This window comes from Faecalicatena contorta (assembly GCF_022835095.1).
Taxonomy (GTDB): Bacteria; Bacillota; Clostridia; order Lachnospirales; family Lachnospiraceae; genus Faecalicatena; species Faecalicatena contorta.
The window spans coordinates 2,995,625-3,018,992 of the sequence record NZ_BQNQ01000001.1; the positions used below are offsets into that span (position 1 = coordinate 2,995,625).

Annotated in this window: 18 protein-coding genes; all 18 read right to left on the reverse strand. The window is 45.5% G+C overall.

The window, feature by feature from the left end; all coding sequences use genetic code 11:
• Positions 1-30: 30 nt before the first annotated feature.
• The 18 genes from MWG26_RS13345 to MWG26_RS13430 all read right to left on the reverse strand — a co-directional run bounded on the left by MWG26_RS13345 (position 31) and on the right by MWG26_RS13430 (position 23,310).
• Complete coding sequence (locus tag MWG26_RS13345; RefSeq protein ID WP_025657078.1) at positions 31-3,642, reverse strand: response regulator; 3,612 nt, start codon at positions 3,640-3,642, stop codon at positions 31-33.
• Positions 3,626-5,356, reverse strand: coding sequence for a putative bifunctional diguanylate cyclase/phosphodiesterase (locus MWG26_RS13350; RefSeq protein ID WP_025657077.1), 1,731 nt, complete (start codon positions 5,354-5,356; stop codon positions 3,626-3,628). Before MWG26_RS13350 ends, MWG26_RS13345 begins: the two co-directional genes overlap by 17 nt.
• An 80-nt stretch (positions 5,357-5,436) precedes the next feature.
• On the reverse strand, positions 5,437-8,235 hold the full coding sequence (locus MWG26_RS13355) for an ATP-binding protein (protein WP_044927246.1): 2,799 nt from the start codon (positions 8,233-8,235) through the stop codon (positions 5,437-5,439).
• 347 nt (positions 8,236-8,582) lie between these two features.
• Positions 8,583-9,554: an ABC transporter ATP-binding protein gene (locus tag MWG26_RS13360; protein WP_025657075.1), complete on the reverse strand. Its 972-nt coding sequence runs from the start codon at positions 9,552-9,554 to the stop codon at positions 8,583-8,585.
• A 12-nt stretch (positions 9,555-9,566) separates the two neighbouring features.
• A complete protein-coding gene (locus tag MWG26_RS13365; protein ID WP_117440781.1) occupies positions 9,567-10,658 on the reverse strand; it encodes an ABC transporter ATP-binding protein in 1,092 nt (363 codons plus the stop codon).
• 2 nt (positions 10,659-10,660) lie between these two features.
• Entirely contained in the window at positions 10,661-11,245 is a 585-nt protein-coding gene (locus MWG26_RS13370) for a TetR/AcrR family transcriptional regulator (RefSeq protein ID WP_049915845.1), read from the reverse strand.
• Between the two features lie 12 nt (positions 11,246-11,257).
• Positions 11,258-12,130, reverse strand: coding sequence for an ABC transporter permease (locus MWG26_RS13375; protein ID WP_044927242.1), 873 nt, complete (start codon positions 12,128-12,130; stop codon positions 11,258-11,260).
• A gap of 17 nt (positions 12,131-12,147) precedes the next feature.
• The gene (locus MWG26_RS13380; protein ID WP_025657073.1) at positions 12,148-13,080 is read right to left on the reverse strand and encodes an ABC transporter permease; all 933 of its coding nucleotides are present in this window, start codon (positions 13,078-13,080) and stop codon (positions 12,148-12,150) included.
• Between the two features lie 235 nt (positions 13,081-13,315).
• Entirely contained in the window at positions 13,316-14,857 is a 1,542-nt protein-coding gene (locus tag MWG26_RS13385) for an ABC transporter substrate-binding protein (RefSeq protein WP_025657072.1), read from the reverse strand.
• Between the two features lie 192 nt (positions 14,858-15,049).
• Positions 15,050-15,472 carry a DUF2000 domain-containing protein gene (locus tag MWG26_RS13390; RefSeq protein WP_025657071.1) on the reverse strand — a complete coding sequence of 141 codons (423 nt, stop codon included), beginning with the start codon at positions 15,470-15,472 and terminating at the stop codon, positions 15,050-15,052.
• Positions 15,456-16,334, reverse strand: a complete 879-nt coding sequence (locus tag MWG26_RS13395) for an AraC family ligand binding domain-containing protein (protein ID WP_025657070.1) — start codon at positions 16,332-16,334, stop codon at positions 15,456-15,458. The genes MWG26_RS13390 and MWG26_RS13395 overlap by 17 nt, the downstream gene beginning before the upstream one ends.
• Positions 16,335-16,455: 121 nt before the next feature.
• On the reverse strand, positions 16,456-16,944 hold the full coding sequence (locus MWG26_RS13400; protein WP_025657069.1) for an FtsX-like permease family protein: 489 nt from the start codon (positions 16,942-16,944) through the stop codon (positions 16,456-16,458).
• 390 nt (positions 16,945-17,334) lie between these two features.
• Positions 17,335-17,604: an ATP-binding cassette domain-containing protein gene (locus tag MWG26_RS13405; protein WP_416388519.1), complete on the reverse strand. Its 270-nt coding sequence runs from the start codon at positions 17,602-17,604 to the stop codon at positions 17,335-17,337.
• A complete protein-coding gene (locus MWG26_RS13410) occupies positions 17,526-17,957 on the reverse strand; it encodes an ATP-binding cassette domain-containing protein (protein ID WP_275891947.1) in 432 nt (143 codons plus the stop codon). Before MWG26_RS13410 ends, MWG26_RS13405 begins: the two co-directional genes overlap by 79 nt.
• Positions 17,958-18,004: 47 nt before the next feature.
• On the reverse strand, positions 18,005-18,193 hold the full coding sequence (locus MWG26_RS13415) for a hypothetical protein (protein ID WP_244062732.1): 189 nt from the start codon (positions 18,191-18,193) through the stop codon (positions 18,005-18,007).
• Positions 18,194-18,322: 129 nt separating this feature from the next.
• On the reverse strand, positions 18,323-18,580 hold the full coding sequence (locus tag MWG26_RS13420) for a hypothetical protein (RefSeq protein ID WP_049915842.1): 258 nt from the start codon (positions 18,578-18,580) through the stop codon (positions 18,323-18,325).
• Between the two features lie 91 nt (positions 18,581-18,671).
• Complete coding sequence (locus MWG26_RS13425; protein ID WP_025657067.1) at positions 18,672-21,794, reverse strand: glycosyl hydrolase; 3,123 nt, start codon at positions 21,792-21,794, stop codon at positions 18,672-18,674.
• Complete coding sequence (locus MWG26_RS13430) at positions 21,781-23,310, reverse strand: response regulator transcription factor (RefSeq protein ID WP_025657066.1); 1,530 nt, start codon at positions 23,308-23,310, stop codon at positions 21,781-21,783. The genes MWG26_RS13425 and MWG26_RS13430 overlap by 14 nt, the downstream gene beginning before the upstream one ends.
• Positions 23,311-23,368: the final 58 nt, after the last annotated feature.

A 23,368-nucleotide genomic window follows, 5' to 3' on the forward strand; every position in this document is an offset into this window, starting at 1 on the left:
ATTCCAATACTGCCTGCTATATTTGTATCGCTACCCACAGTCCTGAGAGTCCTGTGCATTCTCCCTCTCCTGAATAAAGTCATATAATATCTGGTACAGCCGTTTTGGTTCGATGGGCTTTGCCAGATGAGCATTCATTCCTGCCGCTTTGCTTTTCTCGATGTCATCATCAAAAGCGTTGGCGGTCATCGCAATAATCGGCACGAACTTTGCATCCTTATTGCTGAGATGCCTGATATTTGTGGCCGCTGTCAGTCCATCCATCAGCGGCATCCTGATATCCATGAGGATGGCATTGTAATACCCTTCTTCCGATTTGCTGAACTTTTCCAGGGCGCGCAGCCCGTTTTCCGCCGTATCAACAGCAAAATTACGGCTTTCCAGCAGCATAACCGCCACCTCTGTATTGATTGCATTGTCTTCTACAAGAAGAACACGTTTTCCGGCAAAATCATAATCGGCATCTACCGTCTGCCTTGCCTCTTCTTCTTTTTTCCCGAGGGCCCTGGTAAATGCAGAGACCAGGGAAGACTTGAACATGGGCTTACTCATCAGAAGGTTGACGCCTGCAAGCTTCGCCTCATGCTCAATGGCAATCCAATCATAAGCGGTCATAATAATAATGGTCACTTCTGGCCCTACAATACGGCGTATCCGCCGGGCAGTTTCTATACCGTCCATTCCCGGCATCTTCCAGTCTATCAGAATCATATCGTAATACCGGCCCTCTGCCCATAATATCTCCACCCTGTCGACAGCTTTCCGCCCGCTGTCTACCCATTCCGCCTTAATCCCGATCTCTTTGAGTGTGGCAACGGCACCCTCGCACACAGCCACATCATCATCCACCACAAGGGTTTTTAAATGAGAAAAATTATAATCCTGCTTCCTTTGATTATGCCTTTGCTTCTCCTCCTCACTGATGCCAAGCTTCACATCGACCATAAACTCTGTGCCGATCTCCTTAATTGAACGCACCGTGATCCTGCCGTCCATCATGTCCACTATATTCTTAGAGATTGCCAGGCCCAGCCCGGTTCCCCCATATAGTGCAGTGGTTCCGGTTGATTCCTGTGAAAACGGCTCAAATATATGGGGAAGGAATTCTTCGCTCATTCCCACTCCCGTATCATTAACTATGAATCGCACTACAACGTCGTTCTTTGTCCTTTGCCTCTGTTCTACGGAAAAAGTGACCCTTCCGCCCTCTCTGGTAAACTTAATGGCATTGCTTAAAATATTAATCAGCACCTGCTGCAGCTTCATCGCATCCCCGATATAATAATCATCTAACACCGGATCAACAATACACTCGTATTCCACATTCTTGGCCGCCGCCTGGCCATAGCAGATTGAATTGATTCCGTTGATAAATTCCTCTGTAGGAATCTTTTCATTCTTCAAAAGCATCTTGCCGCTTTCAATTCTGCTCATATCCAATATGTCGTTAATCAGTGACAACAGAAATCTGGATGAAATACCGATCTTTGATATGCAGTCTTCCACCTGTTCATCATCTCCGATCGACTGTGCGGCGATTGCACTCATCCCGATGATTGCGTTCATAGGCGTACGGATCTCATGGCTCATCCTGGACAGGAAATCCGATTTGGCTGCATTTGCCTGTTCTGCTGCAACCAGCGCCGCTGCAAGTTCCTCCTTCTGTTTTTGTTCCTTTCGCACCACATCTGTGACATCTGTGCGGGCAAGGCATACCCGCCCAAGCTCTTTATTGATATAGAAGACCTGGAATCTTTTCGTTCTGATACCGCCGTCCCTATCACTCATCTCCAGACTAAAAGTGTAAGCTTCCTGCTGCCCGAGCATGTCCTGCATGTAGTCATAATCCAGCTGCTTCAAATATTCCTGTGCTGCCGCCTCATCCATAAAACTTCCGGCGGTTCTCCGGATCTTCTCCTGAAAATGCAATTCCTGCCAGGCTGGCCCCATACCGCTGCTTTCAAAGGTGAGCCCCCTGAATATATCTTTTCTGATATCAATCTCCACAATGACATCATAATCCAGAGACGCAATCTTATGAAGCAGCTGTTCTTTGAGCTTTTGCTCCGTTATATCAAATGTATAGAAAAAGACAATGACATCTCCCGTCTCCGGATTCAGATAGGAGCGGAAATTGGTGCTTGCCCAGAACAAACTTTTATCGCTGCGGCGGCGCAAATATTCAAAATGGTAGTCAACATTGCCGGCAGAATAGTCTTCCAGAACCTTCTCCCTGTCCAGCACGCTGAGTATCTGTTCCCGGTCTGGCGCTTCAACAGCAGAGGCTGCCAGATTGAAAATACTCTCCTGATACGTGGCGCCGACATGGGATATCGCCGCGTTGGGATCTGTCATGTAATTTTCCAATACATTCTTAGAAATATTAAATCTCCCCTGCGTACTCCCTTCCGAAGAGGAGAGTTCGGCAAAATACTCCAGTTCTTTCTCGTAAAGCTCCCGCACACGGCTCTGCAGCTGCTTTTCCTCCGTGATGTCAACAAAAACGCAGTAAAAATACTGTTCCCCGGTTTCTTCCTTGAGCATTTGTGCCTTCAGAGAAACCCACTTTACTTCCCCGCCTTTGCATATCACCCGGTTGTCATTGTTGATCGTATTCCCGTCCGCCAGTCCGGCCCCCAGCTTTCCCCTCAAGGCATCCACATCCTCCGGATGGATCACCGAGAAAAAACGGTTTCCTATAGCTTCAAATTCTTTTCTGGTATAATTTAAAAATTCAAAAAAACCATCGTTTGCGTCTATAATCGAAAAACATGTATCATACCTGCATCGAAATACCGCACCGGGCACATTATTGTATATATGCATCACTTCGTCCTGTGCCTTTTTCCGTGCCGTAATATCAATACAAACGGAGGTAATGGCTGGCCTGCCATTCTCGTCTTTCATCTGCCGTCCTATATCATGTACCCATATATAGGAACCGTCTTTCCGCTTCATACGGTATTCAACCACATATTCTCCTCTACAGGCTAGCTGCTGCTCTACTTCCTCGTCTATCCTCTGCCTGTCGTCCGGATGCATGCAGTTCGTGATCAGGCCCCCGATATCTTTTACGAATTCGGCTTCCTCCCCATAACCCAGATATTCCAGCATCCTGCGGTTAATAAAATAAAAAGGAAAGCCGGGTTCTATATAACCGCCCATCATCCCTCCGGCGATGGACTCATTCAGCAGATCATTGCGCTGTTTCATTACATTTTCCACGACGAGAGTCTGCGGATAATGCTCTCCGTCCTGCTGGCTGCTTCCCGGTTCCGCCGCGTGGAAACAGAAGATCTGCCACTTCCCGCCCGTACATTTTAAAGTAAAGAAAAACCGGAGGTGCCACATATACATGGAATTGATCAGAGTCAGGTCCGCAGCCTGCGAAAAGATGCCGGCCGCCAGATACTGCTCATGAATGACCGAAAAATCCATATGAAAAGGTTCCGGAATCTCACTTATGTCCTGCCTCAGATACTCCGTCATCATTTCCTTTCCCTGGGCTGTTTCCCCGATTCCGGTACCGACAAATTTTATATCCTCCGCTAAAAAAGAAAGCGTTTTTTCCAGATTCCGCTCCTGAAACCATGCTCTGCAGAAAAGCTGCACCGTCTGCCGTTCATCAATTGTAATTGCCATACTTGTCCTCTCTCTTTCCGCTAAATGCAGTATTGTTATATAATATATCAGCGCTGCTGCATTCTCTCAAAAGAGCTTTGAATTCTTCGCAGGGCATCGGTTTTGCAAAATAATATCCCTGCACGTAGTCACAACCTATCTGGCGGAGCCGCTCGAGCTGTTCCCCGGTCTCCACCCCTTCTGCCACTACATCCAGGTGCATCCAGCGGGCCAGATCAATGATAAAGCGCAGAATCCCCTGGCTGTTAGGCTTGGCGGTCTCGCTCCGGATAAACTTCATATCCAGCTTTAAGATATCAATCGGCATTTCATTTAACATATTCAGCGAGGAATATCCGCTGCCAAAATCGTCCATTTCAATAACAAATCCCATATCCCGCAAACGGCTGACCGTATCTATGATCTGTTTCGGATTCTCTGTATAGGCGCTTTCCGTAATCTCCAGATGCAGCCGGGAGGCTGGGAGCTGATAATTTTTAACCGTTTCCCTGAGAATCTCGGACAGGTCTGCATTGTATATATCGGCCCGGGATACATTAACAGAAACTGAGACCCGCGGCAGCCCCTCCAGATCCCATTCTTTCATGCTGCTGCATACCTTGTCCCACACAAACTGATCCAGCTTTGTAATAAATCCGTTCTGCTCGAAAAGGGGAATAAACTCAGCCGGTGACTGAAGCCCCCATTCCGGATGCTTCCACCTCACCAGCGCCTCTGCTCCGGCCAGCTTTTCATCCGATATCCGGTACTTAGGCTGGAAATATACCTGGAACTGCTGCTGCTCCAGTGCAGACTCCATACAGTCTGTAACCGCCTGTTTCTTCAGTATCATATTGCGGAGCATATCATCATATTCCGCAAAATATTTACCGTATTGGCCTTTAATACTGCTGGCCGCCAACAGCGCCCTGTCACACATCTGTTCCACGGAGATGGTTCGGTCAACGATCGTATAAACGCCCCATTTCATCGTAATATTCCTAATATCCGCCTCTTCATTCACCTGCTCAATTGCTTCCATAAACATCTCATCCGTATAGTCTGTACGTTTTTCCAGCAGACAAGCGAACCGGTCTGAATTCAGACGGCCGCAGATGCCTCTGTCCGCCGTTTTCCGGCTGTACATGTCTGCCACCGCACAGAGCAGGCGGTCTCCGGTCGGTACACCGAACACAGCATTGATCAGTTTAAAATTTTCGATATCGGAACAGACAATATCATATTCTATATCCGGATTTCTTAGAAGTATATCTTTTACCATCTGATAAAAAAATTCTTTGCTGTACAGCCCCGTCAGCCTGTCATACTGAATCACGTTAATCATGGCCGCCGTCTCCCGCAGATTGATGATGTTGGCTACCCTGTGCAGGATAATCTGAGGTTTGTAGGGCTTGGCAACAAAGTCAGCGGCGCCGTGGGACAATGCCGCCACCTCGTCGGACTCTCCGTCGTTCTGGGTCGCTACGATGACAGGGATAGCGCAGAATGCCGGTTCCGCTTTCATAATAGAGAGAAATGTGTAACCGTCCATCACCGGCATAACAATATCCAGAAGAATCAGTGAAATTACTTCCCCGTATTGCTTTAAAATATCTAAAGCTGCCTGCCCGTTCTCGGCCTCCAGAACATCATATTCCGAAGAAAGAATCTGGCAAAGCAGCTCTCTGTTCAGTTCATTGTCTTCCACAACTAGAATTTTTTTCTTTGAAAACATAATTTCCATCCTTCTGTAAAAAGTTATTCTTACAATGTCTATTGCAAGTGCTCCTACTCTTCGTATATTTGCAGGTATTTCTATTTTCCGTATATTAGAGTATGCAAAACATGAAACAGGCGGTTCACATCCAGAGGCTTTGCAAGAAAATCGTTCATTCCTGACTCTCTTGCTGCATCAACATCTTCCTGGAAGGTATTTGCAGTCATAGCCACAATCGGGATAGAGTCAGCGTCCTGGCGACGGAGGGCTCGGATAGCCCGTGTGGCGTCCAGTCCGTTCATTTCCGGCATCTGCACATCCATCAGTATAGCCTGGAACTCCCCTGGTTCACTTTCTTTAAACCGTTCTACCGCCAGCACACCGTTTTGCACCCGGCATACGACGGCTCCCTGCATTTTCAGCAAATCTTCTGCGATCTCCGCGTTCAGGTCATTGTCTTCAGCCATCAGGATATGGGTCCCTGCCAGTATTTGGCCTTCCTGCTTATCTTCCTCCTCTGTTTTCCTCTCACAGATTGGAAGCGTAACTGTAAAGTAGAATTCACTCCCCTTCCCTAACTGGCTGTTAACCTGCAGCTCCCCGCCCATCAATCGGACGATATTGCTGCTGATCGCCAGCCCCAGCCCAGTGCCCTGACTTCTCGATGTATTGCTGCCGAGTTGTTCAAAGGATTTAAAAATCCGCTCTTGATCCTCCGGACGGATACCCGTACCATTATCTATTACTCGGAAGGTAAATACAGCCTCCTGTCCACCGGTTTCTGTTTCGATCGTACGAAGCATAACCCTGCCGCCTGCCGGGGTGAACTTAAAAGCATTGGAAAGAAGATTTACCAGTACCTGGCGCAACCGCACGGCATCTCCCATTAGACTGCTGTGGGAGATCTCTGTTTCTAAGGAAAAGGAAAGCCTGTAACGTTCAGCCTCGCCAGCCATCATGCTCTGCAGGTCGTGAAGCATCTGCTCCAGGTAAAAGGGTTCGCGTGCAATGGAAAGCATGCCGTTCTCGATGCGGCTCATGTCCAATATATCGTTGATAAGGCTGAGCATATACTGTGAGGAGGTACGAAGCTTAGACAGGTTTTTACGTGCACCATCAGGGACCCCCTCCATCATACTAGTCAGATCTGCCAGCCCCACTACCGCATTCATTGGGGTGCGGATCTCATGGCTCATGCGTGAAAGAAATTCACCTTTGGCACGGCTGGACGCCTCCGCCTTTTCCAAATTGCTCCGCATCGCAGCCGCCTTCATACGGGAACGGAAGATCAGAACCACCGCAGCTACGATGAACAAAAGGATTCCCCCCAGTACCGCCGCAAACAAAAACGGGTTGGCATAAACAAAATTAACCAGTGAAAACTGATTGGTGCCAATGGAAACCATGTTTCGGTTGAGGAGATCATCCTTTTCATCAGCATCAAGACTGTTGATGGCCTTGTTCAGTATAGTAAGAAGCGTAGGATCCACTGGACGCGCCAGCGCAAAATCCACACTGCTGTTATCATTGACCAGGGTCACCGGAACTACCTTATTGAAATAGCTCCGCTGAATTTCCTGCTCGATGCGGTTGGAAAGCCCATAGCAAAAATCGATTTCGCTCCGGTCAACCGCAGCAAGGGCCTCTTCTATGTCAGAATAGGTTCTGACTTCCGACACGGGTATACTTTTGGGGAGCTGCCGCCCCTCAACAATGCCGCCTACCAGATCATCGTCTGGATAGTTCGATGCCTTGTTGCGTACAATAATGTTGTTTAAGCTGGCATAGGGGGCTGAAATTGCCAATCCCTGTTCAGCCGCATTTTCTTCCGAATCAAGGTAAAAACCTAACATATCTGCCCGTCTCTCCTTCACCATCTGGATAGCTTCCAGATAACTCTGGGCGTACACATAGGTGAATGTAAGACCGCTATAACCTTCGATCTCCTGCAGAATATCAGGAACCACTCCTTCATGTGCGTTTTCTGCCGAGGTCTTACAGAATAGAGGGTGCCAGCCCTCCGGTACAGCCACTGTTACCACTTTCTTCTCCTTAACATAAGACAGCTCGTCTTCGTCAAGCAGGATATCCGCCGTTAGATTCGTAAAATTTGCATTAAATCGTTCCGTGCCAAAATTAGGATTCGATGCGCTGATTAGCGCCAGTGACATATTTAACCCATCCAGAACCTCCTGGTTTCCTGGTGTGGTAACAATATAGTATGGCTGGGAATCATAGGACGCCACAATACGGAAATCTGTGCCGCGCTCAGTAAAATTGCCCAACAACAGATCTACCTCTCCTTCAGCCAAATATGTATAAAGATTCCCCGCCGCCGATAACTGATCATAGGAATATTCCTTTAAGCGGCAGTTCAGATTGTTAGTGGACAAAAATTCTTTCAAACGGCGGATAGATTCCTGTGCATTAACATAGACACCGATGACTTTGCCATTCATGCTCTCCAGATCATTAGTCCGGATGCTCCCGTCGTCCCTGCGGGCCAGAAGGGCAGATCTGCCGTACCCCATATTGTAATCCGGATAGGCATAATGCTCCTCTAAGCCAGGCATGTAATAGCTGCCGCCCATCAGGTCGAATTCGCCATGATCAAAGCGCTCCAGCAGTTCATCACTGCTGTCAACATCAATGTACTCGTACTCCCAGTTCGTATATTTTGCGATTTCGTTGAGGTAATCAACCACCAGGCCGTGACGGGTTCCATCCTCCGAATTCTCACTCATTCCCTTTACTTGGGGAAAGGCCACCCGAAGTACGCGAGGAGTCTTTTCTGCAGACTTTACCGGAATACAAAACATGATTGTCAGAAGTACCGTCATCAAAATCGCAGCAATCCGCTTCCTAGATTTGCCCTGAGATCTTTTACATATTTCCATATCCTTGTACCCCTTATTTCTCCAAATTGCCTGATCATGTGAGATGCTGCAGACCGTCATTTCAATCATTACAGATCTCAGGCAGAGTGCCAAGAGGTAACGGTATGAATTCAGCTTTTCCGCATCCTAATTTATATATCTATATTTAGTAGTATAGCAAAAACAGCCTAAAATATCAATAGAACGTCAACGAATAGGAAGACGGTGTCAAAGCCTCAGGCACTGGCTGGATTTGAAGTCATTAAAAACCCACAAAAGCGTATCCGGCCATGCTTATGTGGGTTTTATCTATAATGAAAGACCAAGATCCTCTGTCTTTCTATTGATTGTTTCGATTTTTCATTTCTTCAGGGTTCTAGCAGGTGGCAGGCTGCTTTATGTCCGCCCCCGCAGTCCTTCCAAGCCGGCGCCTGCTCTCTGCAGATGTCCATACAATGTCTGCATCTTGTATGGAATTTACAGCCTGATGGCGGCTGATCGGCTGACGGAACATCTCCTTCCAGTATGATCCTGCCTCCTTTACGGTCAGGATCCGGCCTCGGTACAGCGCTCAAAAGCGCCTTTGTATATGGATGCAGGGGATTCCTAAATAATTCTTTCTTAGGCGCAACCTCTACCATAGAACCAAGGTACATCACCCCTACCTCGTCCGAAATATGTTCTACCACTGACAGGTCGTGTGAAATAAACAAATATGAAAGCTGCTGCTCCCTTTGCAGCTTCTTCATGAGATTAATGACCTGCGCCTGGATTGAAACATCCAGTGCAGATACCGGTTCATCACATATAATAAGATCCGGATTCAGCGCCAGCGCCCTTGCAACGCAGATACGCTGTCTCTGCCCGCCTGAAAATTCATGAGGAAAGCGTTCAATATATTCCCGGGAAAGGCCGCATTTTTCCATAGTCTCCTCAACATAACTGCGCAGTTCATTGCCAGGTACCAGGTGATGTTCCCTTACCGCTTCCCCAATCAATTCAAACACATTCATCCTGGGATCCAGCGAGGAATATGGATCCTGGAAAATCATCTGGATCTTTGTGCGCATCTTCTTTAACTCTTTCTGATCCAATAAAAACAGATCCCTGCCAAACAGTTTTGCTTCTCCCGCCGTCGGTTCCGTCAAGCGCAGGATTGTTTTGCCGATTGTCGTCTTGCCACAGCCTGATTCTCCCACCAGGCCAAAAGTCTTTCCTTTTTCTATTGTAAAGCTGACATCATCCACTGCTTTCACAAGCCCTGCGCTTTTGCCAAATACCCCTTTTTTCATTGTGTAATACGTTTTCAAGTGATTGACTTCCAATACCGTATTGCTCATACCTTATCCCTCCTAACCGGCCGATTCTCCGCTGTCAAAACAGCTGACCAGGTGTGTCTCACTTAATTTTACTACGTCCGGATATGACTCCCGGCAACGCTCCTGACAATTGTAGCAGCGATTCTGGAAATAACATCCGGGCGGCAGTTCCAGCGGATTCGGGACGCTTCCCGGTATGGCATAGAGCTCTTCTGTCTCCTCGTTCAGCACGGGCCTTGACCGCAGCAGCCCAACCGTGTAAGGATGTTTGGGATGATGGAATATTTCGCTCGCTGTCCCCGATTCTACAATCCTTCCTGCGTACATGACAACCACAAAGTCTGCCATCTCAGCCACCACGCCCAGATCATGCGTAATCAGCATGATCGAAGCGCTGATCTCTTGTTTCAGTTCCCGCAGAAGATCCAGGATCTGCGCCTGGATCGTAACATCAAGCGCTGTCGTCGGCTCATCTGCGATAATCAGCTGTGGATTCCCAATCAACGCCATTGCAATGATCACACGCTGGCGCATCCCTCCGGATAATTCATGAGGATAATTATCATAAACATTTTCTCTTGTGATGCCTACTCTCTTCAGAATCTCCAGAATTTTCACTTTTGCTTCCTTCTTGGAGATACCTGGCTGATGGGTGCGTACGCATTCTTCCATCTGGTCTCCTATTGTATAGACCGGATTCAGGCTGGTCATCGGTTCCTGAAAAATCATGGAAATATCATTTCCCCTTATTTCCCGGTATTCCTTTTCCGGAATCTTCGTCAGATCAACGGTTCTTCCCCGCTTCCTGTCTTGAAAACGTATGCTGCCGCTTTCTATCTGCCCCTGTGGTCCGGGAAGCAGCCCCATAACGGAAAGACTGGTTACTGATTTGCCGCATCCAGACTCTCCCACTATTCCAATTGTCTTTCCCGCCGGGATATCCAACGTCACTCCGTTCACTGCTCTTACGGTTCCGCGATCAGTATAAAAGCAGGTACACAACTGTTCAATCTCCAGAATATTCTCCTGTGAGTTCATGGTCGTCAAATATTCTGATTCCGGCACATTTTTTCTCTTTTTTTTCTTATAGTATTCTTTATATTTCTGCTTATTTCCATCCTTCATACTTATCGCTCCAAATTCTGATATCCAGTCTTCAGCATTTTTTTTAATAACAATAACTCTTCATCGACTACACGGTCAGTTCCATCGGCCTCCGCAAATTCATCCAGTATATATTGCAGTGAATTCATCACAAAGGCCACCATCCGTTTTTCCCGTTCCGTATATTCCGTCTTTGTCCCATACTCTTCTACTTCTCCCAAAAACCGTTCAAAAAGCTGGTTGTTATTTGTTCTCAGATAATAATGTTTCCGCTTATCCAGGGAGCACTTTTCAAACTGCTCCCAAAAGGCCTTCTGAAGCGGCTCCATTTCCAGAATTTCTTCCGTCTTCACATCCCGGTTCAGTTGTTTTCCCAATGCCTCCTGCTGTTCTAAAAACTTCTGAAACATATAATCTGTAATATAAACAAACAACTCTGTCTTTGAATCAAAATAGCAGTAAAATGATCCGATTGAGATATTCGCCTTTCTCACAATCTCCCTGACATTTGCATCATGATAGGAATGCGTGGAGAATTCCTCCACTGCCGCTTTTAGAAATATTTCCCGCTTTTCATCTGCAAGATTAAAAAAAGTCATTTTTGGCATTTTTTGCTCCTTTTACCGTTTGGATCTCGGATCCAGCGCGTCTCTCAGTCCATCACCCAGCAAGTTCATAGCCAATGCCGACAGAATGATTGCGATTCCAGGAAATACGATCATGTAAGGAAACGTTCTCATATAGGCGCGCCCTTCATTCAGCATGGCTCCCCATTCCGGTGACGGCGGCTGTATGCCAAGTCCCAGAAAGCTCAGGCCTGCAATTGAAAGAATTGTCCCGGCCACTGTCATGGCTCCCTCCACGATGATAATTCCCATCGCATTGGGCATCACATGCCTGACTGCAATCTTCCATGTACTGAATCCGGACGCCTTTGCCGCACTGATATAATCCTGGTTTACAATGGACAGCACCGCTGCACGCACCACTCTTGTAAATCCGACTGTCGTGTTGATGCAAAGCGCCACCACCAGATTACGGAGTCCGGGTCCTAACGCCGCTACCATAGCCAATGTCATCAGCATGGAAGGGATACACGTAAAAATATCCACCACCCTCATGATTAAATTATCCAGTTTCCCGCCGAGCAGGGCTGACAGGGAACCTATAAATCCGCCTAGTGCTGCGGAAATAATCACAACCAGAAATCCTACCCCTATTGACACCCTTGCCCCATAGATCATGCGCGCGAAAATATCTCTTCCCAGATGATCCGTTCCCAGCCAGTGTTCTCCGCTCGGAGCCTGAAGCCGGTTCACGGTATCCTGTTTAATAACCATATCATAATCGCAGATTACGCCTGCAAAGACTGCCAGAAGCACAAAGATCAGTATCACAATCAATCCGGTCATGGCCGCCTTATTTCTGCGCAGACAACGCCAGACGTCTAAAAAGCGGTCCGTCTTACGTTTCCATTTTTGCTGAATCTCCATCGTTTTCCCCGCCTCCTCTATTTTCTAAGATATACATTGCGAATTCTTGGGTCAATATAAGCCATAATAATATCAGCCAGCAATACAAGCATACAGTATATCAATGCCAGGAAAATAGTGGCCGCCATAACAACAGGGACATCTTTCTGCCTGATGCCTGTCAAAATCAGATTGCCAATCCCAGGTACTGAAAATACATTCTCAATTAACACGAGTCCGCCAAGAGACAAACCAAAGGTAGTAATCAATGTCACTAAGATCGGAAGCAGCGCATTCTTAAATGCATGTTTCCAGATCACCTTCCACTCCGGCAGGCCCTTGGCCCTCGCGGTCCGGATGTAGTCCTGCTGAATTGTTTCCAGCATGGAGGTTCTGGTCAGCCTGGAGGTAATTGCGGCCTGAGGCAGTGCAATAACAGCGATGGGCATGACGAAATTCCGCCAGGTATCGATTCCGCTGGGCGGAAGCATGTGCAGCTGCAAAGAAAACAGAAGAATCATCATAAGCGCAAGCCAGAACTGCGGCACCGCCGCAAAAAACATCGCAACCACAGTACTTCCCACGTCAACTGCCGAGTACTGTCTGACCGCAGAATAAATCCCGATCGGTATTCCGATCAGATATGCAATAATGGTTCCCCACACTGCCAGCCTTAAAGAATGCGGAAATGTAGCTACAATCTCCGTGATAACCGGCCTCTGTGAATTATAGGAAATCCCAAAGTCGCCATGAAGCGCGCCCCCTATAAAATTGAAAAACCGGACGAAAAAACTCTGGTCCACGCCCAGCTGATGGTTGAGCTTAGCGACTTCTTCCGCCGTAGCATTCATACCTAGAATTAATCTTCCCGGATCACCCGGTGTCAGAGATAATATAAAAAATACGATAAATGTGACTCCCAGCGTAATCGGGATCACCAAAAGACATCTTTTAATAATATATTTTTTCATGCTGTTTCTCCCCACATTTCTAAAATAGGGTGTATCCTTATAGCCCTTAAGGCGGATTTGGATTCCACGGATTTCATATTAAAATAGAGTTTCGTTTGCGAAGCTCGCGCCTTCGGCGGCCGCATCGCGACATCTGCCTCTTACGCCGCAGTGCACATCCCGCCCAGAGGAATTTCCTATATCATAAAAAAGAAGGCTGCCTCGCAGGGCCGCCTTCTCAACTTTCAACCCGTTCTTATTCACCCCATCTGAAATCCTTGAAGCAATAGAACATTCCGTTTGGATCAATATATGTATCCTGCAGACCCTGACGGTAAACGATATTAGATGTCAACGTTACCAATGGAATCTCATTTGCCGATGCCATAATATCCTTTAAAAGAGAGCAAGTCTCTTCAGTTTTCTTATCTGAATCTACTTCATAACGGATTGCATCCAGTCTTTCATTATAAATATCGCTGTCCGGTGAGGATGCACTCCATGTATTATCCGGCCAATAATAACTGTTGTAAAGTCCCTCGCTTAAGTCCGGCGTGATCTCGGAACCACTCTGGTAGATAGCCTCGAAGTTCCCGTTCAGCCAGTCCTGAGAATGCGCCCCCATTTCCAGCGTCTCAATCTTGACCTCTATTCCGATCTGATTCAGATTATCCATAATAATCTGCGGAACAACATCGCCATAGGTATCGGATGTTTTGATTGTAAAGGAAACACCGCCATCCGGATATCCTGCTTCTTTCATAAGCTCTTTTGCCTTGTCCAAATCAAGCGGATATGTATAGTCTTTCCCGTCATAGTACAGGAAATCTTCATAAGACCCGGTAGCTATTGTACCGGTACCTTCAAATGCGGATGTATTAATGGCTTCTCTGTCAATTGCGCAGGCAATCGCTTGTCTGAGTTTCTCGTTTTCAAGAACGCCATTGCGGACATTCAATACCAACGATGCGGTACTATGCGATGGTGCACTCTGAAGCACTAATTCCTCGTTCTTTTCAATCAACGGTAAATCCGCTGCTGAGGCGTTGATCATAAAATCATTATCACCATTTTCCAATGCCACAAGGGCCGTTGCGGAATCCGTAATGATATTGAAATTGAGATTTTTAATTCCTGCCTTCTTGCCATTATAATCTTCGAAGGCTTCGAAACTGATCTTGCTTCCTTTTACCCACTCTTTTAACTTATATGCTCCGGTACCTACCGGCTCGATAAAGGCATCATCGCCCTTTTCCTCTACGTAAGACTTGCAGACAATCCCAAGTCCCGGTGAACTCAGGCTTGAGAAAATACTTTCACAAGGATATTTCAACTTTAATTCTACCGTATTGTCATCTACCGCAGTCCATGACTCAATCTTAGGTTTAAAGGAATTGGAAGGAGATTTTTCTGAATTCATCTCAAAGCTGTAAATAACGTCTTCACTCGTACATGTCTCTCCATTATGGAACTTTGCACCCTCGCGCAGGTGGAAGGTTATCGTCTTCTTGTCATCGCTGACATCCCATGATTCGGCAAGTCCTGGGACAGGCTCCCCCTCCTTCATATATACCAGACGCTCATAAATCTGATAAACCGACATAATATCCGAATAAGAATTCGTCACATAAGGACTAAACTGATTTGCATCATCCCCTACAATGACATTCAATGTGTCCTTTGCTGCATCGCCGCCCGTTGACTTCGAAGCGGATTTGTCTTCGCCGCCTCCTCCACAGCCGGAAAGCATCCCGATGCACAGCATGACTGTCATCACTACCGCTGCTGCCTTTTTCATGAATTTTCCTCCTTTTGATCGAACAGTGTGCATCTCAAAGAGTATGAACCTGTTCATTTTTACATAGTAATATAATACACCTATGCTTTAATGTTGTAAAGCCGCATTTTAGATTCTCAGAGGAAATTTTCAGACATTCTGGCATATTTTAACACAGTTAAGCAAGAATTTAAATGATTGGACAACATGATTCTATCGCAGCAGAGGAAGATTCCCCGTTAATTTACTGACCAGTTTTTTCTCTCCACAAATCCCAATCCCATAATAGTTAAAATCAGTCTCTTCCACAGAGGCCGCTTTTTGAATATAATCTTCATACACATTGCAGCTCTGCGCCACATCGGAAAAATCCACCACGGTCAGGCCTTCAAATTCCGGTTCAAAAAGTCGTTCCCGTAACTTTTTGATTTTCTCTTTATCCGCTTTCAGGACCGGAACCGGTATCTGAATGATCCCCAAATGAGAACTGCCGCTTTTATCCGTAACTACCGGTCCAATTGTTTCCGGAATATGCTTTCCAAGAGTAATCCCCATGATACCGGCAGTATTTGCTATAACGCCGAGGGGCAGAGCCTCATCAATCACCATCACACATTTATTAGAGTTCTGTTCCATATCTTTTTTCTCCTTTACCTTCTCCTGATTCAAATGCCGGCGTATCGGTAAAAATCCGCTGATACTGCTTTGGCGTCAACCCAATAAATTCTTTAAAATAATTGGTAAAATGGCTTTGGTCGGTAAATCCAGTCATCCCCGCAACGTCTATTGGCACAATCCCCTGCTCCAGCAGCCTCTTTGCCCTCTCTATCCGGATCGTCTGCAGATACCGGTAGGGGGATACACCTACTTGTTTCGCGAAAGAACGCAGCAGATACGATTTTCCCGCTCCAATCATGGAAGCCAGATCGTCCAGTGTAATATTTTCAGCCAGGTGCTGTTCCATGTAACTGCAAAGCATTTTCGTCTGCTTATCAGGTTCTGTATCTCCAACCTTTTCAAGCGGAACCGCATACTCCTGCAGAATCTGTTCTATCAGATAAAAGAGGGCTTCTTCCTTCTTAAGCTTTGGCGAATCCATAAGGATTGCATCATACACATCTGCTACGGATGGGGCAATTTCGCTTTGGATAATGACATTCCGGGTAAAATATGGCGTGTACTCCTTTCCGGTAATTTCTTTGACAATGCCTGTCATGACATCGGCGTTGATATTCACAGCGCGGTAATCTAACAGTTCCCCGCCTACGGGGGCACAATAATGGTTGTCCCTCGGATTAAATAAGACCAGGTCTCCCGCGCTCAAATCGTACTCCTGTCCCTTGCACCAAAGGTGGCGCTTTCCGCCCTCAATAAAGCCAATTACGTAAAATTCATGAAAATGATTCGGAAACTTTTGTACGATCCCGCTTAACTGATATGCCTCTATTCCCAGATCACGGTCATAGTAGATATGACGCTGCTCCTGCTTTTTGATCATGTTTTGTTTACCTCCTAAATATTGGATTAGATGATTATAACATGTAGGATTTGTTTTTTCTTGTATAATATGACACGATGAATACAAGAGAGGGGCTGCCTTCACGACGCCCCCCTTTTCATCATAATGCAGAGTTCTCATTCAGGTTCCTCTTTCTACAAACCCGTGATATCCCTATTGAAAATACGATTTCAACCATCTGATAGATTACATTCAGGAAGACAAACAGCAGCAGTATTGCGTTTACATGAATCCCAAAAGGCATATAGTCCTGAATTGCAATCGACAATGCTTTCTGAACAGCTCTCGCAGTCAAAATGCCTGGAATAAGCGTTATCATAAAAGCAGCCCACACAATGGGACGGTAAACATAAACCTGCATTTTTCGGATTTCCTTCTGACTGTATCCCAAAAGACTTAAGATGGACATATCCCTCTGATTGTCCTGGAAATTGAGATACAGCGCAAGGAACAGCAGTATACATCCTATAATCGCGCCAATCACCTGGTTTATGACTGCACTCGTTTTATTGGAGGTAGCATCCCGCTGAAGCATCTGCTTCACCTGTTCTTTGCTGATTGCCGTACCATCTTCTGACACCGGGCTCATGCTCCATACTCCATTGTAGCTCCCTCGGGCGCCTTAATAACCTCCGACAATGCGGATGCATTCACATAGATCGTTTTTAACTGTGCGTTTTCAGCAATCCCGCGAACACTTTTTTTGATCTCATGTCCGCCGGTCCCTATGACAGAATCACAGAAAAGATACGGCAGTGCATCTTCCGGAAGTGCTTCGTTTTTGTATTGCCATATTCCCGTCTACGGAGAACATGACAAAGAAAAAGGAAAGTGATGTAAGGCCGGTCAATAGAAAGAGAAATAGGATAAAGACTTTATTCTGCCCGACTTGTTTCGCCAGCTGTTTATATAATAGACCCATATCTTACCCCCATACCATGTTTCTGGCTGCTATTGGATGTTCATTCAGCACATCACTTTATACGATGCCATTTTTCATCGTAATAACCCGGTCGGCCGTCCTGGCAATCTGCGGATTATGCGTCGTGAAGAGAATGGTCATGCCAAAAGTCGTCTGCAGATTATGCGAAAGTTCCACCATAATTTTGCTGTTCTCCTCATCAAGGGAACCTGTTGCCTCGTCACAGAAAAGGAGCCGCGGGCTTTTGATCACAGCCCGCGCGATAGAGGTTCTCTGCTGCTGTCCCCCGGAGAGCTCAGCAGGAAACTTATGCAGCAAATCTTCCAACTGGACACCAGGCGGTCAAAGGAAAGGGAAGGCTTTTGGGGGCTTATACCAATTTTTATATTTTCTTGCACCGTCAGGTTATCCAATAGCAGATAGTCCTGAAAGACATTTCCAACATCCCTGCGCTTCCATCCGGCAAGCTGTTTTTCAGTATAGTCCGTAATGACGGCATCTCCGCACCTTACGCTTCCGCCTGTTGGCTTTATCAGCCCGGAAAGAATATTTAACAGGGTACTTTTCCCGGAACCGCTGGGGCCCAGGATGGCGGTGAATGTATTTTCATGGATTGTGAGGGTAATTCCTTTTATCACATGCTCTTTTCCAAAATCTTTCGTCAGATTCTCCGCTTTCATAATTGTGTCCAAGTATATGTTTCATTGCCGTTTCTGGATTCGGTTTTTTATAGTCCTTTTGGCACTTTCCTATTCATTCTGACCTCTTCTTTTGTCCGGTAGAGATCTGTAAGATAGCCAACCAGATAAATCACGAAAACCATAACGACTAATACCCATACAGGAATACTCCGATACCAATGGAATACGGCGCCCAATAAAAGTGTCACAAACAAGGGATAACTAACATCCAGCATAATTCCAAAAACGGATTTTGGATATCCAGCCTGTACGGCTGTTTAACAGAGGCCGTACAAAATCCAGCACATGGATATTTAGAACGCATGATTTACTAATCTGAACAAACCCAACCGGGGCCAGAATTTCTAATAATTAATACAGGCGGATGTCTGTACGGTAAACCCCGTTTTCACAGTAACAAAAGTATGCTTATCCACACTTTCGAGGTAGTAAATATCTGAGGCATTGAGCAGCTTCTCATTCCCGTCAGCGGTGCATCTGATTTGGGTGTCTGCTGACCGGATCAGCGAAATGAGCCTCGTTACATCCTGGTTCATTTTCGGATATTTTATGGAAACCTCGATTTCTTTCTGGGTTGTGTCTTGTTCCAGCTTGAGTAACAATGTAGTACCTCCTGCTATTTATGGATATTAGATCCGGAGTCATGGGACGCTTATTTTGTGAATTTCATATCATTTCTGATCATTCTTCTTTTTAATCACACACGTATAAAAGAGGCGCCTTTAAGATTCCGGACGGTTCTAACTGATATTCGCAGGCCCAGCACGTTCCTTCCGTTCTCCATGCATTTGGACCATACCATCGCTCCGTTTCATTGCAATTATGAAGCGTACCAAAGGTATTTATACGATTTCCAAAAACAGTGAGCTTCAGTACATGCTCCCCTTCCTCAATCTCCGTCTTCACTTGATATGGCGCATAGGCGACTGCCTGTTTCCTGCCTTCGTCAATTTGAACTTTTAAAAGAGGCGCTCTGAATCTGGATACCTCAACAAGGATTTTCTGTCTTTTCTCCAATTGAAATGGTATATGGTATTGTATGTTCCCGCCATAAAACGGAAGTCCCTGACGAGTTATATCCGCATATGCCAGTTTTCTTACAGGCGCTGTCAGGATTGATTCCGCGCCAGCAGTTTGTACTCCAAAATCCCCTAGCAGAAACATCGCCTCAATATTTTCCTTTTTCCTATAAGGGATTTTTACGATCAGTTCGTTTTCACCCCGGCTGATTATACCTAATTCCCTGCATATGATGTCCTGGTCCACATACCATCCATTCACCCTGCTCTGAACCATGCTTCCATTGAGCCAAACTTCTGCCTCCCGATTCTCCAAGGCCAGTTTTGCTCCCGCTATATCTGCCATTGATAAAAACTTAAACCTCAAAAACAACCAGTGTTTCAGCGGTTCTGCATCCTGATCCAGCCAAGGCTGTGCAAAGGCTTCCATACGAAGGGGGTAACCCAGAACCTTCCGGAACTTATTGTCGATACGCAGTATTTCTTCTTTTTTCTGCCATGGTCCCTGGTCGAAAATATACTCCGCCTGATCGAACACCAGTACATTCGGTTCCGATAAAACAACCGGCACTTTTTCTGGAATTTCTATTCGTTTCAGAGCTTCCGTTTTTTCCCTTTCCGGTATCACCGGCATCAATTTTTTTTGATATTCCACAGCTTCTGCAGGACAAAGACGGAGCAGAAGGCTGTCATGATTATACATTTCTTTTCGGATGATCGTTTTCCCATCATAATACTCTAATGCTAATTCTGTTTTTGTGCCATCCAGGGGATTATAACATATAACCCTGTATACTCCTTGTATTGTAATGGTATTATTTTCACGCACTGGTACATCCGGATTTTCCATTTTGTTTACATGTGCAAGGAAAATTATTTTTTCTTCATTGTCCTCCCGCATCTGATAAATCAAATTATCCGCTCTCATGCCATTTTCATTTTTTACATCTAACACTCTTCTATTCTCTAATTTATTTAAAAGCTTAGTGCGCGTAAATGGAACGTATTCACATACTTTTACAAAATCCTCCATTTCTTTTGAATATTTTCCATCCAGATACTTCGGAGTGTTTCCTGTGAATAAAACGCTGCCACCCTTTTTGTAAAATGCTTTCAGACGCTTGAACGTAGTAGTTCTCAATGTCTCACAATTCGGTACCAGAATTGCCTCATACCTCATGTCTCCCACCGGGAATATTTCGCCGTTTATTTGTTCTATGCTGTTTTGGTTTGGTAATAGCGATTCACAGATAAAGTCAAAATCCAGAAAACCATAGAGCAGCCACTCTATCACTTTTTCAAAATTCTGCTCCATCTCCTTTCGTATTCCACTTGTTTTTTCCTCACATCCCCAGTAAAGCCAATACGATTCAATGGGATGGATCACACCGATCTTTACGACAGCCTTTCCCCTTGTCAGTAGTGTATTGATTCTTGCAAAATAATCTTCCACATAATAATACTCTCTGTACCAAGGTGACTGGTAACCAATGGCCGCCGGATAATCCCGCTTTGCTTCGCCTCCCATAGAAGTCCATGTTAAATGATGGACACGCACGGTTACACCCAGGGCCGCCTGCCAGTCTCCCTGCAGTTTATGTCCCCGAAAGTCAAAATCCCAGTTTGTTACACCATACATTTCACTTAACACACCCGGACAGCCAAACTGGCGGGCTGCACTCTGGGCCTGTTTGGCAGTTGATAACTCCCGCCTGTCACAAAGCATATCTATTCCCGGGAGCTGAAATGCTCTGTATGACCTCATGGCTTCTCCCAGTGCTGCTGTCTGTGATTCAAGAGTAGGCTCATCCATCATATGTCCTGTCAGCATTAACCCGTTTTGTCTGCACCAGTTCCCCAGTGTGTCTGCAAAAGCCGATACAAACCGTTCACAGACATGATCATGATACTGATAACGGATTTCAGAAACACAGTTTTCACCTTTTTCCCAAAATAATTCCGGCAGATAAGACAGAAAATCATGCCCATACGCTTCCGTAAACGTCTCGTCAAAATCATCTGTGTAAGGAATTATGACTTCCGTTTTATCTTCAGCATAACATAACCTTGTTTTATGGCAAAACTGCGGTTCATCTGTAAAGATAGCAGGAATAGACTTTCCAAATTCAGCGCCCAGTTTTTCCTTATACTTTTCATGTGTAACTTCAATAAAACATTGTATAGCCTTTTTATCCAGTGTATTAACATATGCCTGGTTATTAAACCATGGATTCTCCCCGGAGATTTCTAAATATGCAAACCATTCATCATAGCCGCTCTGTGGTACTTCTGCCTCTGACAGTCTGTGATAATCTATAAGCCATCCATCCCTGATCAGTACTTCATAGCGGGATAAGAGCCTGCGCTTATCGCTTCTGACAGCCTGACCTGTAGAGGTAACTTTACTTCCGGTCTGATTTTTCTCCAGACGGCAGGGAGAAAATACCAGAAAACGGATGCGGTATTTTTCATTTTTAGTCACCATTCCGCCTCCCGATCCAGAAGGCCAGCGATCCTCATCATATAACCAGGTCAGCATCTTTTCTTTTTTTAATTTTTTATTAGAATCCTCAACCAGATCAAGGAATTCCTCTCCCATATAGGGATTGTCAAGTCCTGTGCGGCAGTGAATATGCCCGCCGCCCATCCCCATTGTCTTTAAGGTATCTATCATCATGCTGATTTTTTCTTTCGTCATATAGCAGTTCCATGCCCAGAAGGGCGTACCTCTGTATTCACTGTCCGGATTCTGGAACTGCGCTTCCTGAAAAGGAAATTCATTTTTAGGATATAGCATCATTCTCCCCCTTGTTTAAACTGTTTTTATCCTGCACTGCTTTTTCTATGTACTCTGACGGGCTGATTCCCGTAACAGTGCGGAAGATTCTGCTAAAGTAAAACTGATCAGAAAACCCAACCATTGCAGCTGCATCTTTGATAAACAGCTCCGGATTGTCGGACATAATTTCCTTTGCTTTTTCAATACGGAAAGAATTCAGAACTCTGTTAAAGCTCTGCTCACAATACTTGCGGAATAAACGGCTCAGATATGTCTGGGAGATTCCAAAGACATGGCTGATGCTTTGCGGAGAAAGCGAATCCGTTAAATTTTCTTTCATATATTTTAAAATCTTTTCGAAAAATTCCGGCGTGTCAATTTTTATTCTTCTGGCCTCTTCCTCGAAGTTCTCGCTGAAAATCTGAAGAATATTGTCTGAAAGCTCCTGCATATCCGATGCAAAATAAAAGGCTTCATCTAAAAAGTATTCATACGTGTCTACAGATTCCCATAGCATATTTCGTCTGCGAAACAAACCGAACAACTCTCTCACCTTTTCTTCAACCCATAACTGAGTTCGTTCCTCCTGCTCCCATTTTGCAAAACAGCCTTTAACTTCCTCGCGTATCTGCCTCCGGTTTCCTTCTTTCACAAGTATATTCATTCTCTCCAGCCCACTATTATATCCCTGTTTTTGTTGTTTTCTTTCCTGTTTATCATTCACAGGCACAACCTGATCTTTTCCAATTACCAGGGAGGCATCCAGCGTCTGATACAGCCTTCTTACTGCATCCGGTAGTTCTTTGGGGTTCAGCGGATCTTCCATCAGTACCAGGGTATAATAGTCGGCTGTTCTTTTCTCTTTTTCTGCCATATGAGTCATCAGCCGAAAGAAGCTTCCGGAAAAAAGAAAATCCTTTGGAAGTAAATAAAGTGCTTCCCTTTCGTCCCTTCCATATACGGCCATCTGCTCATCTTTTACTGAAAATATTTCTGTTTCTTTTGAATTCACAAATCTGCGTGGAAGACCATTTTTCCGCAAAAGTGCTGCATAATACTCTTCTTTTGAAAAAATACGGTAAAAATCCTTTTGATTTTCCATGTCGGTCTTTCCCATGCACATCTCCCGCAGGATTTTATTCCGTTTACTATAATACAATTCATCCAGACAGCCCTGCATAACCCGCATACTGGCCTGAAAAGCGGATGGCCTGACCGGCTTTAATATATAGTCACATACCCCGGTCTGAATCGCCGCTCTTGCATATTCAAACTCCTGATAGCCGCTGATAATCAAAGTCATGATCTGCGGATACCTGTCTTTTACTTTTCGTGCCAGAGTTACACCATCCATAATCGGCATCTTTACATCGGTAATCAGCACATCGGTGTCTGTATTTTCCAGCAGGTCCAGAGCGCCCTGCCCATTATCCGCCGTTCCGACAACCTCAAATTCCGGACATTTTAGTTCGATCAAAGTACAAATATGGCGAAGTGCCGCGGGTTCGTCTTCTGTTACAATTACTCGGTACATCTCTGCCTCCCTTGTTCGGGATCTCCCTCTTTCTGTATATGGTTCCTGGGACCCCCAA

Coding starts and splice junctions, on each gene's coding strand:
- MWG26_RS13355 (WP_044927246.1), bottom strand. CDS start 8,235: ATGGAAATATGTAAAAGATCTCAGGGCAAATCTAGGAAGCGGATTGCT.
- MWG26_RS13425 (WP_025657067.1), bottom strand. CDS start 21,794: ATGCTATATCCTAAAAATGAATTTCCTTTTCAGGAAGCGCAGTTCCAG.
- MWG26_RS13370 (WP_049915845.1), bottom strand. CDS start 11,245: ATGCCAAAAATGACTTTTTTTAATCTTGCAGATGAAAAGCGGGAAATA.
- MWG26_RS13385 (WP_025657072.1), bottom strand. CDS start 14,857: ATGAAAAAGGCAGCAGCGGTAGTGATGACAGTCATGCTGTGCATCGGG.
- MWG26_RS13345 (WP_025657078.1), bottom strand. CDS start 3,642: ATGGCAATTACAATTGATGAACGGCAGACGGTGCAGCTTTTCTGCAGA.
- MWG26_RS13365 (WP_117440781.1), bottom strand. CDS start 10,658: ATGAAGGATGGAAATAAGCAGAAATATAAAGAATACTATAAGAAAAAA.
- MWG26_RS13390 (WP_025657071.1), bottom strand. CDS start 15,472: ATGGAACAGAACTCTAATAAATGTGTGATGGTGATTGATGAGGCTCTG.
- MWG26_RS13395 (WP_025657070.1), bottom strand. CDS start 16,334: ATGATCAAAAAGCAGGAGCAGCGTCATATCTACTATGACCGTGATCTG.
- MWG26_RS13410 (WP_275891947.1), bottom strand. CDS start 17,957: ATGAAAGCGGAGAATCTGACGAAAGATTTTGGAAAAGAGCATGTGATA.
- MWG26_RS13400 (WP_025657069.1), bottom strand. CDS start 16,944: ATGAGCCCGGTGTCAGAAGATGGTACGGCAATCAGCAAAGAACAGGTG.
- MWG26_RS13380 (WP_025657073.1), bottom strand. CDS start 13,080: ATGAAAAAATATATTATTAAAAGATGTCTTTTGGTGATCCCGATTACG.
- MWG26_RS13360 (WP_025657075.1), bottom strand. CDS start 9,554: ATGAGCAATACGGTATTGGAAGTCAATCACTTGAAAACGTATTACACA.
- MWG26_RS13415 (WP_244062732.1), bottom strand. CDS start 18,193: ATGCTGGATGTTAGTTATCCCTTGTTTGTGACACTTTTATTGGGCGCC.
- MWG26_RS13430 (WP_025657066.1), bottom strand. CDS start 23,310: ATGTACCGAGTAATTGTAACAGAAGACGAACCCGCGGCACTTCGCCAT.
- MWG26_RS13375 (WP_044927242.1), bottom strand. CDS start 12,130: ATGGAGATTCAGCAAAAATGGAAACGTAAGACGGACCGCTTTTTAGAC.
- MWG26_RS13350 (WP_025657077.1), bottom strand. CDS start 5,356: ATGTTTTCAAAGAAAAAAATTCTAGTTGTGGAAGACAATGAACTGAAC.